The organism is Streptomyces sp. NPDC028314, from assembly GCF_055565795.1.
The window spans coordinates 251,799-264,980 of record NZ_JBVHTP010000008.1; the positions used below are offsets into that span (position 1 = coordinate 251,799).

The window sequence follows — 13,182 nt, forward strand, 5'->3', positions numbered from 1 at the left end:
ACGTTCAGCGGCGCGCGTCTGTCTGAACGAAGAGCACACCGAGGAATTGGCCCTGGCTTTCGCCCGTGAACTTGAAGCTCAGGCTGCGGGCACCACCGGACAGGGCGGGGCTCAGATCGAACACGTCCGCGTCATATCCGAGATTATTCATATAGTCGGGCTGTCGTACCGATGAGGGACGTCCGAATTCCGAGATCGTCGAATTCATCACATCATTGAACGGATTTTCCGAATCACTGAGGCTCACCCGACGGCCGCTGTCGGCCGTCACCGTGAGTGAATCCCCGAGGGTCCCGCGGTCCCCGTCGTAGGCGACCACCCCGGCCTTGCCGGTGGCCCCGGCCGGCGCGTCCAGCCCGGCGAGCTCGACCGTCTCCCCGGCCGCCTCGCCGGCACCGCCGGCCAGCCCCTCGAACCCGTCCCAGACCGAGACGCGGCGCAGCGGCTCCTGCGGGTGCTCGTACGCGACGACCAGCGTCCAGCCGCCCCAGGCACCCACCTCCGAGTGCCCCATCGCGATGTTGAGCTGGGCCACCGTCCACATCCCCGCGCCGCCCTTGCGCACCAGCGGGGTGACGTCGGCCGAGGCCTGGTAGGCATCGCTGCCCGCGTCGCTGCGGTGTCCGATCACGGTGTCCGCGAGGACCTCCTTGTACGCGCCCCCGGGCTCGGAGACCAGCACCCGGCCGTTGTCCTCCGGCGGTTTCTGCTCCCCCACCCGCAGGTTCCCGCCCCAGTAGAGCCGGGCGTACGAGACCTTCGCGCCCTGCGGGACCTTGAGCTCCGCCCGGGTGGAGTTGTAGGTGTCGGGGTCCTTGTCGACCTCGCTGTAGAACATCTCGAAGTCGCTGTTGACCCCTGCGGCGCCGCGCTTCACATCGGCGCACGGCTCGGCCTGCGGAGACTCCTCCTTGCGGCAGCTGATCCCGGAGTTCGAGGCCCGTACCAGCCCGCCGTGCTGCACGGCCTGGTAACGCTGAGTGAACGGTACGCGGGGCAATTCGTTGGGTCCGGCGGGCACCGCGGCACCGGCCGCGGGGGCGTTCGCCGAAAGTGTGAGGCAGGACAGCAGACCGAGCGCGCCGAGGATTCTGCGGGAGGAACCCATGACCCTGTCTCCATTTTCGATCAAGGGGACAAAACAGGAGTGAACTTTGTCAGAAATCAGGCTCGAAATCACGTCGGACTCGCTCGTACGGCCTTTTGGGCGATAACACGCACCCTCGCAGTGGGCGGGTCGTTATGCCGTTGCACCATTGTTCGAACCGATAAGGGAAAGCGGAGATGAAGCCCGGTGTCCCGGGCGGCGACCCGCTCCGGGTGCCCGCCGGCGTCCCGGCGCACCTCCGCGGCGACACCGCCGACGCGACCGCCCCGCCGAACCCCGCCTCCGGCACCCCCGCGTCAACGCCTGACGTCAACCGCGGAGCCCGAAACTTCGGCATCCGGGTGAAGACACGCAACCCGAACCGGAGCGGCGCCGTTGACCCGGGTGCTCCAGTACCGGGCAATCCTGCAAATAAGGGACGACAATGATCAAGAAGCTTGTGGCCGGCGCAGCGGTTGCCGCCTCCGTCGTGGGCATCGGTGCCGCCATGGCCCCCCAGGCGATGGCCATCGGAAACGACAGCGGCGTCACCACCGTGAACGGCAACGGCGCCGCGCAGATCTACGGCAACCAGGCCACGTACGGCAACATGAGCCCGCAGATGGCGCTCATCCAGGGCTCCTTCAACAAGCCCTGCATCGCCCTGCCCGCCAAGGCCAACGTGCAGTCGGTGCTGGCCCTGCTCAACGTCGGCGTCCAGGACATCCCGGTCCTGTCCAGCCCGCAGAACCAGCAGTGCACCGAGAACTCCACCCAGGCCAAGGGCGACGAGGCCCTGTCGCACATCCTGGACAACATCCCGATCCTCTCCGGCAACGTCTCCGCCGGCAGCTGATCGCACCCGTGCCGCCGAGGCCGTCGCACCTCCGGGTCGCGGCGGCCTCGCCGCATGCGGGGGGCGTGAATTCAGAAGTCCGCGCAAATCCCTCTCATTCACCGGCCCGCACACCATTACCGGGCAGGCATCGGAGTGAATTGCGGAGCATCTCCCGAAAAACTGCGGTTTCTTTTCCCGGCGCCGCTCGTTGTTATTTGTGCAGTGGATACGCCTCTGCGGGAAGGATCGAAAACAAATGACGTACAAGAAGGCAGTGGTGCTGGCCGCCGGCGTTCTGATGGCCGCCGGTGCCGCCTCCCCCGCCATGGCCGACTCGGCCGCCGAGGGCCACGCGATCGGCTCCCCCGGCGTGGCCTCCGGGAACCTCGTGCAGGTTCCGGTGCACGTCCCGGTCAACGTCTGCGGCAACACCGTCAACGTGATCGCGCTGCTGAACCCCGCGTTCGGCAACACCTGCCTCAACGACTGACGAAGTGCCTGTGCCCGCAAGGGCAGACCTCCTCGGGGTGGCCTCGGAGTGCACGGCGGTGCACTTCGGGGCCACCTTCGATTCAGCACCGGCCCCAGCGCCGGTAGACAGGGAAGGACCCATGCGACAGGTACTGAGCCGACAGGTACTGGGCAAGGGGATGCTGACGGCGGCCGCCGCTTCGAGCCTGCTGTCGATCGCGGCCGGCGCGGCCTACGCACACCCCGGGGCGACGGCCGAGGCCTCGCATTCGCCGGGCGTGCTGTCCGGCAACAGCGTCTCGGTACCGATCACCTTCGCGCCGAACGTGTGCGGCAACAGCGTGGACGGGGGTGCCGCGCTCAACCCCGCGATGGGCAACACCTGCGCCACCACCACCGGCTCGGACGCCGGCCACGACTACGGGCGCCACCTCAGCCCCGAGAACGCCGAGGCCTTCGAACGCTACCTCGACGAGCGCCAGGGCGGCCGGCACGCGCTGCCCGAGCAGCGCCGGGAGGAACGGCGCCTCGAAGAGCCCCGCGCGCAGCCTCCCAAGCACGCGGCGCCCCGGCACGCGGCCCCCAAGCACGCCGCTCCCCGCCGCGACGAGGCCCGGCACGAGGACGGTTACGGGGGCTCGGGCGAGGAGGAGTGCGACGACCACCCCCCGGTCGGCCCGCCGAGGCCCGAGCCGAGGCCGGAGGCCGAGCACCCCGCCCCGGTGCCGCACCCGGCGCCCCCCGCGCCGAAGCCGCACCCCGAGCCGGCGCCCGGCGCGGAGCACCCGGCCCCGAAGCCGCTGCCGGCCCCGCAGCCCGAGGCGCAGCCCGCGCCGCTGCCCGCCCCGGTCCCCCTCCCGGCCCCGGTCGACGAGGCCCCGAGGCCGCTCCCGGCGCCCGTACCGCCCGTGGCGGAGGAGGGCCCCGCGCCCGCGCCGCCGCACGGGAGCCAGCCGGTCCTCCGGCCCGCTCCGGCGCCCGCTCCGGAGGTCGTACGTCCCGCGGACCAGCCGCCGGCCGCCCCCGCCGGTGACTTCCCGGTCCACCTGCCCCCGGCTCCGGTACCGGCTCCGGCTCCGGCCGCCGCCCCGCCGCCCGCGCCCGTCCCCGCGCCGGCCCTCCCGCCGATGGCCGCCGTCCCCGCGGCCGCGGTCGCACAGGAGCTGGCCGCCACCGGAGCCGGCCAGACCGGAGCCGCCGCGGCCCTGGCGACGGCCCTGATCCTGGGCGGCGCCATTCTGTACCGGCGCTCCCGTATCGCCTGACCGGCAATACCGGTAATCAGAAGAAATATCGGCCGGAGAATCCCTTGTCGGATTCTCCGGCCGTTGCCGTGTTCGCTCGCGCGTTTCCGTACCGGCCGGGAATCGTTAGCCAGGTCGAAAGCGGCGCGACGGTCGCCGCTGGAAAAGGATTTTTGAAGATGAAGTTCAAGCAGGTCGCCGCTGTCGTCGCCGGAACCGTGGCCGCCCTCGGCGCCGGGGCCCCCGCCTTCGCCTCCGAGACCCCGGCCGCGATGCCCCCCATGAGCCTGACGAGCGGGGTGACGGAGACCCTCAACGCCGCCGGCCCCGTCACCGAGTCGCTCCCCCAGACGGTGGGCAACGGCCTGGCCGAACAGGGTGAGGGCGTCAACCGGGTCGTGGGCACGGTGCAGTCGGTCAACAAGGCCCGCAACGACCTCCCCGGCACCGCGCTCGGCCTCGCCAACACGGCCACCCAGGCCTCCCCGGCGCTCGGCGGCGTACAGCTCAACGGCGGCCACTGAGTCCGCGCGGACCCGATACGACTGTGGGCGCCACCGGCGAGGCCGGGGCGCCCACAGTCGGTTGTGCCGACCGGAGATCAGTCGTTGACGCAGATGTTGCCGAAGGCGGGGTTGAGCGCGCCGATGATGCTCACGGAGTTGCCGCAGACGTTGACCGGCACGTGGACCGGCACCTGGACCAGGTTGCCCGAGAGGACACCGGGGGAACCCACGGCCGCGCCCTCGGCCGAGGAGTCGGCGGAAGCGGCGCCCGCGGCGCCGGCCACAGCGAGACCAGCGGAGGCCAGGGCCACGGCGGCCTTCTTGGCAGCAGAGTTCATGGGAAGTGCACCTTCTCTTCGATGTCCTGCCCCGATCCCGGGGCTCACACCGAGCGAAACGGTTCAGGTTTCCCTGACGACACGGGTAGGGCCGCGATCAGACCTGTTCAGCCCAATAGTCGTAACCACGCCACCCGTTCCGGCCGCCCTCCGCCACCCCGCCGACGGTCAGGGCAGTTCGGGGATCTCGGGGATCCCCGGGATCTCCGGGATCTCCGGGATCTCCGGGATCTCCGGGACGGTGTCCACCGGCGGCACGGCCGGAACGGTGGGGAGCTGCGGGATCAGGATCTCCGGGATCTTCGGGATCTCGATCGGCAGAGTCGGAATCACCGGGATGTCGGGGAGGGTGGGGAGTTTGGGGAGTTGGATCGGCGGGAGCGTGACTCCGGGCAGCAGGCCCTGCAGGGACTTGAGCAGATCCTCCAGCGTCTTGCCGAGGCCGGCGAGGAGGTCGTCGATCGGGCCCGCTGCCGCCCGCTTCTCCGCCCCCTCGATCTGCTTCTGAACGGCTTCCACCCGTCGCGTGAGCGCGCCGGCGCTTTCACCGTCCGCGGCGACCGCGGGGGCGGCCGCGCCGGACAGTATGACGACCGCGAGGGCGGACGGGACGAGGACGCGGGTGCGGAACGGCTTGTTGCGCTGCATGGATGTTCCTTCTGGTGGTCGCGCGATGACGGACCCGAGCGATCCGCTTCCTTACCCACCGTGCGAACACCTTCTACCGACCGCAACCGGAGCACGGGCGCCCGCGGACCTCGTGGCGGGTTTCCTGCGGGCTTCGTACGGGCTTCGCGCACGCGTCCGGGGACCTCTCACCCCAGGCGGGGAAAAGCGCGCCCCAAGCGGGCCGTTTGAGTGAAGCAGCGGAACCAACCCCGCCACGGGGCAGTTGACCAGGGCGCTCCACTAGCGGGCACTCGTGCGACAAAAGGACCAATGATGCTCAAGAAGATCATGACCGCCGCCGCGATCTCCGCCGTCGCCGTCGGCGCCGGCGCTGCCGCCGCCGCCCCGGCCATGGCCATCGGCAACGACGGCGGTGTCACCACCATCAACGGCAACGGCGCCCAGCAGATCTACGGCAACCAGAAGACCCACGGCGACCTGAGCCCGCAGCTCAGCCTGGTCCAGGGCACCCTGAACAAGCCCTGCATCGGCCTGCCGGCCAAGCTCAACGCCCAGTCGATCCTCGCCGCGGTCAACATCGGCGTCCAGGACATCAACGTCCTGTCCAACCCGCAGAACCAGCAGTGCACCGAGAACTCCACCCAGGCCAAGGGCGACGAGCCGCTCTCGCACATCCTGGACAACATCCCGGTCCTGTCCGGCAACGGCTCCATCGGCAGCTGACCCCAGCTTCCCCTCACGGTCCGGGCCACTGGCGCCCGTGGAGCGATGTGACGAGGGCCCCGGCAGCCTCCAGCTGCCGGGGCCCTCGCATGCCGTCCGCCCGTCAGCCCGTCAGCCCGTCCAGAACTCCCACCACCGGGTGAGGACCAGCATCCCGATCACGCCGATGTGCAGGGCGGGCGGGGCCCAGCCGAACTCGGTGAAGAACCCCTTCAGCGGGCCGGGGGCGGGGAGGACTCCCGTACGGACGTTGTGCGCGGTGACCGCCCAGAACATCAGCAGCGTCGCCACCCAGGCCAGGCAGCACCACAGGCACAGCGCGTTGATCTCGTAGAGGGACTGGGCCATCAGCCAGGCGCAGAAGCCGGTGCCGAAGAGGGTGCCGGCGTTCAGCCCGAGCCAGAACCAGCCGCGGTAGCGGGCCCCGGCCAGCACGCCCGCGCCCACGCAGACCACGACCCCGTAGGCGACCAGCCCCAGCATGGGGTTGGGGAAGCCGAAGGCGGCGGCCTGCTCGCTCTTCATGACGCTGCCGCAGGAGACCACGGGGTTGAGGCTGCACGCGGGCTTGAAGTCCGGGTCCTCCAGCAGGAGGAACTTGTCGAGGGTGATGACCCAGGAGGCCAGCACCCCCGCGGCCCCGGTGAGCACCAGCAGCCATGCCAACGCCCTTGAGGCCGCGACCGGTTCGTCCTCGGGCTGTTTTCCGGGCCGGCCCTGCTGACGCGGGACGCCCACTGTGTTCGTTGCCATGCCCCCCATAGTCGCGCGCTGTGCCCCAGACCGGGGCTAACCATGCCTATCCGTACGTAAGTTGACCTGAAGGGGTGGCGGGAACCCCGGAAGCTTCCCGGACGTTTTACCGAACCCCGGACGTGATGTCAGAGCCAGGGGTTACGTTGAGCTCTCGCGAAGTGACAAGCTGCGACGGCCTGGAGACCCACCTTGAGCGATCCGTACGAGACAACCGAGGCGCACCTCGAGCGACTCCTGGGCCGCGCCCTCAACTCCTTCGACCTGCCGGACCCGTTGGTCGAGCGCCTCGGTACGGCGCTGGCCCACAGCTCCTCGCTGACCACCACGCACCACAGCCCGTCGGCGCGGCTGTGGCGGGAGACCCACCGGCACGCGTACCTGCTGGCCGACGGGAGCCCGGAGTCGCTGTGGGAGCTGGTGTACCGGCAGGAGGGCGACCGGGCCGTCCGGCACGAACTGTTCGCGAGCAGGGCTGAGCTGTGCCTCGCGGTGGCGCGGTTGTTCGGCGAGGCCCCGTCGCAGGTGGCGCGGGATCTGACGCTGTCCTCGGCCGAGGAGGAGCCCTCGGGTGACGACGCGGCGCTGAGCGGGCTGCTCGCGGCTCCGGCTCCGGCGCGGCGGCACCGGGAGTACACGGTGGAGCAGTCCGCCGACCACGCCCGGCGGGTCCTGCGCCGCGCGGAGAACGTGGACCGGCCCGGCGAGCGGCTGACGGAGCGGCTGCGGTCGGCGTACGCGCACCAGATCACCCAGGCGTTCGGCGGGCGGCAGTCCCTGGCCTCCGGGCGGGACGCGGGATTCAGCCTGTACGAGCACGCGTTCGTCCTGCTGGACGGGACCGAGATCAGCCTGTGGGAGGTCGAGCACACGGCGACGCCGGACGGGCGGCACATGTGCGAGGTGTACGAGAGCGAGGACGCCGCGCGCGGAGCGATGCGGCTGCGCGCGCGGGTCCGGTGACGTAACGGCCGGAGGGGTCAGGCGGCGGCGGTGACCGGCTTGCTCCCGGCCTCCTCGGTCCGGGCCGCGGCGGTGGTCGCGGGGGTGGCCTCGGCCGGGGCTTCGGGCTGCTTGCGCAGTCCCTTGAGGAGGATGACCAGGCCGGCGCCGGTCGCCGTACCGGCGGCGATCGCCACGAGGTAGAGGAGCGGGTTGCCGATCAGCGGGATCACGAAGATGCCGCCGTGCGGGGCCCGCAGGGTGCACTCGAAGGCCATCGAGAGGGCGCCGGTGACGGCGCCGCCGGCCATGGCGGCCGGGATCACGCGCAGCGGGTCGGCAGCGGCGAAGGGGATGGCGCCCTCGCTGATGAAGGAGGCGCCGAGGAACCAGGCGGCCTTGCCGTTCTCGCGCTCGGTCTTGGAGAAGAGGCGGCCGCGGACGGTGGTGGCGAGGGCCATCGCGAGCGGCGGCACCATGCCCGCGGCCATCACGGCGGCCATGACCTTCAGGCTGCCCTCGTTGGGGGAGGCGAGCCCGCCGATGGCGAAGGCGTACGCGACCTTGTTGAGCGGGCCGCCGAGGTCGAAGCACATCATCAGGCCGAGGATCACGCCGAGGATGATCGCGTTGGCGCCGGAGAGGCCGGACAGCCAGTCGGTGAGCGCCTTCTGGAGCGCGGCGACGGGCTTGCCGACGACCAGGAACATCAGGAAGGCGGTCACGGCCGACCCGATGAGCGGGAGAACGACCACGGGCATGATCCCGCGCAGGGCGGCGGGGATCCTCAGCCGCTGTACGGCGAGGACGGTGGCGCCCGCGATCAGGCCGGCGATCAGACCGCCGAGGAAGCCGGCGTTGATGGTGAGGGCGACGGCGCCGCCGACGAAGCCGGGGACGAGGCCCGGGCGGTCGGCCATGCCGTAGGCGATGTAGCCGGCGAGGACGGGGACGAGGAAGCCGAAGGCGAGTCCGCCGGTCTGGAAGAGGAGGGCGGCCCAGCTGACGGCCTCGGTCCAGACGAAGTGGTCCGCGACGGAGGGCGCCTCGTTGATCTCGTACCCGCCGATGGCGAAGGCGAGGGCGATGAGCAGACCGCCGGCGGCGACGAACGGAACCATGTAGCTGACGCCGGACATCAGCCAGGTCCGCAGCCGGGCTCCGTAGCCGTCGGCCTCCTGGCCCTGCCGTTCGACGGGGGTGGGGGCGTGTGCTTCGACCTCCCCGCGTTCCGCCTTGTCGCGGGCCTCCGCGAGGAGTTCGGCGGGGCGGTTGATGCCGGCCTTGACGCCGACGTCGACGGTGGGCTTGCCGGCGAAGCGGGCGCGGTCGCGGACGGGTACGTCGTGGGCGAGGACGACGGCGTCGGCGGCGGCGATCCGCTCCGCGGTCAGGCGGGTGAAGCCGGCCGACCCCTGGGTCTCGACCGCCATCTCGATCCCGGCCTCGGCGGCGGCCTGTTGGAGGGCCTCGGCCGCCATGTAGGTGTGCGCGATCCCGGTGGGACAGGACGTGACCGCCACCACGCTGAACGGCCCGGACCCGGCCCGCGCGGCGGCCCCTGCGCCACTCTCGGCAGCGGTCCCGGCGGTCCCGGCAGCGGTCCCGGCGGCTGGCCCGGCAGCGCTCTCGGCGGTGGTCCCAGTGGTCCCGGCCGCTGGCCCGGCGGTGGTCCCGGCAGTGGTCCCGGCCGGGGCGGCCGCGGTGGCCGGGGCGGGGCCGGGGGACGCGGGGGCGGGGGGCGCGGTGCCGACTATGAGGGCGGCGGCTTCCGCCGGGGTCGCCGCGGCGCGGAGGGCCTCGACGAACTCGGGCCGCATCAGGCTCCGCGCCAGCGAGGACAGGATCGTCAGGTGGGCGTCATCGGCGCCCGCGGGGGCCGCGATCAGGAAGATCAGGTCCGCGGGCCCGTCCGGGGCCCCGAAGTCCACGCCGCCGGCGGACCGGCCGAAGGCCAGGGTGGGGGCCGTGACGTGGGCGCTCCGGCAGTGCGGGATGCCTATCCCGCCCTCCAGGCCGGTCGGCATCTGTGCCTCGCGCGCCGCCACGTCCGCCAGGAACCCGTCCAGGTCCGCGATCCGGCCCAGCGACAGCATCCGCCGCGCCAGCGCACGCGCCGCCGATTCCTTCGAGTCGGCGGACAGGTCGAGGTCGACCAGCTCGGGGGTGATCATCTCGCTCATCGCGGGCTCCTTCGTACGCGTCAGACCGTGGCGGGTTCGGTCAGGGGGAGGTCCAGCGGCAGGTCTTCGGTGACGCGGACCGCGTCGGGGCGCAGGTCCGCGGGGGTCGGCATGGCGCTGCCGGGCAGCTGCACGGCGGCCGCGCCGTGGGCCAGGGCCGAGGCGAGGGCCCGGGGGCCGCGGCCGTCCGCGATGAGGAAGCCGGCCAGGGACGCGTCGCCCGCACCGACGTTGCTGCGGATCTCGGCGACGGGGGCGGTGCCGTAGTACCCGCCCTCGTCGGAGACCAGCAGCTGGCCGTCCGCTCCGAGGGAGGCCAGTACGGCCCGCGCGCCCAGGGAGCGCAGTTCCTCGGCGGCCTTGACCACGTCGCCCAGGGTGTCCAGCGGGCGGCCCACGGCGGCGGCGAGCTCGGAGGCGTTCGGCTTGATGACGTCCGGGCGGGCCGGGAGCGCCGCCAGCAGGGCCGGGCCCGAGGTGTCCAGGGCGACCCGGGCGCCCGCTTCATGGGCCCGGGCGACGAGTTCGGCGTACCACTCGGGCCGCAGTCCGCGCGGCAGGCTGCCGCAGCAGGCGATCCAGGCGGGGCTGCCCGCGCAGGTGCGGACCGTCTCCAGGAGCAACGCCGACTCCTGGGGGCCGAGTTCCGGGCCGGCCGCGTTGATCTTCGTGAGGGTGCCGTCCGGTTCGGCGATGGAGATGTTGGAGCGGGTCTGCCCGGCGATGGAGACCGCCGTCACGTCCACGCCCTGCGCGCCCAGCAGTTCGGCGATCAGCGTGCCGGGGGCTCCGCCGAGCGGGAGGACCGCCGTCGTACGGACGCCGGCGGCCGCGACGGCCCGGGAGACGTTGACGCCCTTGCCGCCCGGGTCCACCCGGTCGCCCGTGGCGCGCAGTACGTCACCGCGGTCCAGCGAGGGGACCTCGTAGGTGCGGTCCAGGGAGGGGTTGGGGGTGACGGTCAGGATCATACGAGCACAACTTCCGTACCGGCGGCCTCGATCGCCGCCTTGTGAGCGGGGTCGAGCCCCGTGTCCGTGATGAGCAGGTCCACGTCCGCGAAGCCGCCGAAGCGGGCGAACTGCTCCTGGCCCGCCTTGGAGGAGTCCGCGAGGAGGACCACCCGGCGGGCGGCGGCCATCGCGGCCCGCTTGACCGCGGCCTCGGCGAGGTCGGGGGTGGTCAGCCCGCCGTCCGCGGTGAAGCCGTTGGTGGCGAGGAAGAGGACGTCGGCCCGGATCTCGGCGTACGCGCGCAGGGCCCAGGCGTCGACGGCGGCGCGGGTGCGGTGGCGGACGCGGCCGCCCACGAGGTGGAGGTCGATGCCGGGGTGGTCCGCGAGACGGGCGGCGACGGGCAGGGCGTGCGTGACCACGGTCAGTGCCGTGTCGACCGGGATGGCGGTCGCGAGGCGGGAGACGGTGCTGCCGGCGTCGAGGACGATGCTGCCGCCGTCGGGGAGCTCCGCGAGGGCGGCAGCCGCGATCCGGTCCTTCTCGTCGGCGGAGGTGGCCTCGCGCTCGGTCAGGTCCGGCTCGAAGTCGAGGCGGCCGACGGGTATGGCCCCGCCGTGCACCCGGCGGACCAGGCCGGCCCGGTCGAGGGCGGTCAGGTCGCGCCGTACGGTCTCGGCCGTGACCTGGAAGCGGTCGGCGAGGGAGAGGACGTCGACCCGGCCGGCCTCGCGGGCGAGGCGGAGGATCTCCTGCTGGCGCTCGGGTGCGTACACGTGGTTTCAGGTCCGTTCAGGTCCGACTGATGCCCGACTGTGTGGGTTCTCTTGTACGGTACGCCCGTTTCGCTGAAAAACAAAGCAAACGGGCATGCCCGCCAACAGAAGCGGACATGCCCGTGAGCCGAGATGTGACGGTCGTGCCGAGTGGTGCCTAGTGGGCGCCCTCGCGCTCGTCCATCGGGACCGCCTTGCGCGGGAGCATGAACATCACCGCGAAGATCACGACGAGCACCGCCACGACCCACCACAGCGCGCCGCGGAAGGCGTCGACGTACGGGGCGCCGAGGACCATGTCGTCGTCGATCAGCCCGAAGAAGACGACCGAGGTGAGGCCGAGGCCCAGGGCGTTGCCCATCTGCCCGGTGGTGTTGATCAGGCCGGAGGCCGAGCCGGCGTGCTCGCGCGGCACCTGGGAGAGCACGGTGTCGGTCAGCGGGGCCACGATCAGGCCCATGCCCGCGCCCATGACGATCAGCGGGGCCGCCATCTGCCAGGAGGCGATCCCCATGCCGTAGTGGTCGGACTCCCAGATGTAGAGGAGCAGGCCCGCGGCCATGGTCAGGGCGCCCGCCTGGAGCACCTTGCGGCCGAAGCGCGGTACGAGCTTCTGGACGGACATGCCCGCGGCGACCGAGACGGCGATCGAGAAGGGGATGCCGGTGGTGCCGGCGCGCAGCGCGCTCCAGCCGAGGCCCATCTGCATGTACAGCGTCCAGACCAGGAAGAAGATGCCCGTCGCGATGCCGAAGGTCAGCTGGACGGCGATGCCGCCCGCGAAGCTCTTGACCTTGAAGAGGGAGAGCTCGACGAGCGGGGAGCCGTCCTTGCGGATCTTGTGCTTCTCGTAGGCGATGAAGAACGCGAAGACCACCGGCGCGAGGCCCATGCAGACGAAGCCCCACAACGGCCAGTCGTTCTCCCGGCCGTGGGTGAGCGGGAAGATCAGCATCACCAGGGCGAGGGTGGCGAGCACGACGCCGACCAGGTCGAGGCGCAGGGCCTTGGGGGCCTTGGACTCGGTGATGAACTTGCGGCCCAGGAGCACGCCGGCGATGCCGACGGGCAGGTTGATCAGGAAGATCGGGCGCCATTCGAGGTCGAACAGGTTCCACTCGGTGAGCAGCGCGCCCAGCATCGGGCCCGAGACCGCACCGAGGCCGACGATCGCGCCGAACATGCCGAAGACCTTGCCGCGCTCGTGCGGCGGGAAGGTGACGTGGATGATCGCCAGGACCTGCGGGACCATCATGGCGGCCATGCCGCCCTGGAGGACGCGGGAGGTCACGAGCATGGCGGGGTTGGCGGCGATGCCGCAGAGCAGCGAGGCGGCGGTGAACCCGGCTATGCCGATGAGGAAGACGCGCTTGCGGCCGTAGATGTCACCGAGACGGCCACCTGTGATCAGGCCCGCGGCGAAGGCCAGCGCGTAACCGGCGGTGATCCACTGGATCGCGCTGGTGGAGGCGCCGAAGTTCGCGCGCATCGTGGGTATCGCGATGTTGACGATCGTGACGTCGACGAGGTCCATGAAGGCCGCGGTCATCACGATGGCGAGCGCCAGCCAGCGGCGGCGGTCGGCGGGTGCGCCCGCTGCCGCGTCCGCTGCGCCGGAGGGGTCAGCCGCGTCGGCTGCGTCTGCTGCGTCTGCTGCGGTAAGGAGGGCGTCGTTCCGCTCTTCTTGTACGGGCCCGTTCTCTCTTTCGGGCGATGCCTTGGCTGTCTCGGTGCTCAT

The 13,182-nt window shown here is 71.7% G+C and carries 14 protein-coding genes; 6 read left to right on the top strand and 8 right to left on the bottom strand.

The window, feature by feature from the left end; all coding sequences use genetic code 11:
- Positions 1-4 precede the first annotated feature (4 nt).
- Positions 5-1,108, bottom strand: a complete 1,104-nt coding sequence (locus ACZ4TG_RS20215; RefSeq protein ID WP_468164575.1) for a DUF3344 domain-containing protein — start codon at positions 1,106-1,108, stop codon at positions 5-7.
- A gap of 424 nt (positions 1,109-1,532) precedes the next feature.
- Here ACZ4TG_RS20215 and ACZ4TG_RS20220 point away from each other — a divergent pair, with 424 nt between their 5' ends.
- The 4 genes from ACZ4TG_RS20220 (at position 1,533) to ACZ4TG_RS20235 (ending at position 4,164) form a co-directional block, all read left to right on the top strand.
- Positions 1,533-1,943 carry a rodlin gene (locus ACZ4TG_RS20220; RefSeq protein ID WP_468164578.1) on the top strand — a complete coding sequence of 137 codons (411 nt, stop codon included), beginning with the start codon at positions 1,533-1,535 and terminating at the stop codon, positions 1,941-1,943.
- Between the two features lie 238 nt (positions 1,944-2,181).
- Positions 2,182-2,415, top strand: a complete 234-nt coding sequence (locus tag ACZ4TG_RS20225) for a chaplin (RefSeq protein WP_468164580.1) — start codon at positions 2,182-2,184, stop codon at positions 2,413-2,415.
- 121 nt (positions 2,416-2,536) lie between these two features.
- Positions 2,537-3,661, top strand: a complete 1,125-nt coding sequence (locus ACZ4TG_RS20230; RefSeq protein ID WP_468164582.1) for a chaplin — start codon at positions 2,537-2,539, stop codon at positions 3,659-3,661.
- 158 nt (positions 3,662-3,819) lie between these two features.
- A complete protein-coding gene (locus ACZ4TG_RS20235; RefSeq protein WP_468164584.1) occupies positions 3,820-4,164 on the top strand; it encodes a hypothetical protein in 345 nt (114 codons plus the stop codon).
- Between the two features lie 77 nt (positions 4,165-4,241).
- On the opposite strand, the gene ACZ4TG_RS20240 is transcribed toward ACZ4TG_RS20235, so the two are convergent.
- Together ACZ4TG_RS20240 and ACZ4TG_RS20245 are read right to left on the bottom strand one after the other, a co-directional pair.
- Positions 4,242-4,484, bottom strand: coding sequence for a chaplin (locus ACZ4TG_RS20240; RefSeq protein ID WP_468164586.1), 243 nt, complete (start codon positions 4,482-4,484; stop codon positions 4,242-4,244).
- A 168-nt stretch (positions 4,485-4,652) separates the two neighbouring features.
- Positions 4,653-5,132, bottom strand: coding sequence for a hypothetical protein (locus tag ACZ4TG_RS20245; protein WP_468164589.1), 480 nt, complete (start codon positions 5,130-5,132; stop codon positions 4,653-4,655).
- 294 nt (positions 5,133-5,426) lie between these two features.
- Here ACZ4TG_RS20245 and ACZ4TG_RS20250 point away from each other — a divergent pair, with 294 nt between their 5' ends.
- The gene (locus tag ACZ4TG_RS20250; RefSeq protein WP_468164592.1) at positions 5,427-5,837 is read left to right on the top strand and encodes a rodlin; all 411 of its coding nucleotides are present in this window, start codon (positions 5,427-5,429) and stop codon (positions 5,835-5,837) included.
- Positions 5,838-5,948: 111 nt separating this feature from the next.
- On the opposite strand, the gene ACZ4TG_RS20255 is transcribed toward ACZ4TG_RS20250, so the two are convergent.
- Positions 5,949-6,590: a vitamin K epoxide reductase family protein gene (locus tag ACZ4TG_RS20255; RefSeq protein ID WP_468164594.1), complete on the bottom strand. Its 642-nt coding sequence runs from the start codon at positions 6,588-6,590 to the stop codon at positions 5,949-5,951.
- A 192-nt stretch (positions 6,591-6,782) separates the two neighbouring features.
- Here ACZ4TG_RS20255 and ACZ4TG_RS20260 point away from each other — a divergent pair, with 192 nt between their 5' ends.
- Positions 6,783-7,553, top strand: a complete 771-nt coding sequence (locus tag ACZ4TG_RS20260) for a DUF6227 family protein (protein ID WP_468164596.1) — start codon at positions 6,783-6,785, stop codon at positions 7,551-7,553.
- A 17-nt stretch (positions 7,554-7,570) separates the two neighbouring features.
- Here ACZ4TG_RS20260 and ACZ4TG_RS20265 read toward each other — a convergent pair whose 3' ends face one another.
- The 4 genes from ACZ4TG_RS20265 to ACZ4TG_RS20280 form a co-directional block, all read right to left on the bottom strand.
- A complete protein-coding gene (locus tag ACZ4TG_RS20265) occupies positions 7,571-9,715 on the bottom strand; it encodes a PTS fructose transporter subunit IIABC (RefSeq protein WP_468164598.1) in 2,145 nt (714 codons plus the stop codon).
- Positions 9,716-9,735: 20 nt separating this feature from the next.
- A complete protein-coding gene (gene pfkB, locus ACZ4TG_RS20270; RefSeq protein WP_468164601.1) occupies positions 9,736-10,686 on the bottom strand; it encodes a 1-phosphofructokinase in 951 nt (316 codons plus the stop codon).
- On the bottom strand, positions 10,683-11,444 hold the full coding sequence (locus ACZ4TG_RS20275) for a DeoR/GlpR family DNA-binding transcription regulator (RefSeq protein WP_468164603.1): 762 nt from the start codon (positions 11,442-11,444) through the stop codon (positions 10,683-10,685). The genes pfkB and ACZ4TG_RS20275 overlap by 4 nt, the downstream gene beginning before the upstream one ends.
- A gap of 157 nt (positions 11,445-11,601) precedes the next feature.
- Positions 11,602-13,182 (bottom strand): MFS transporter, encoded by a 1,581-nt coding sequence (locus ACZ4TG_RS20280; RefSeq protein ID WP_468164605.1) that lies wholly within the window; start codon positions 13,180-13,182, stop codon positions 11,602-11,604.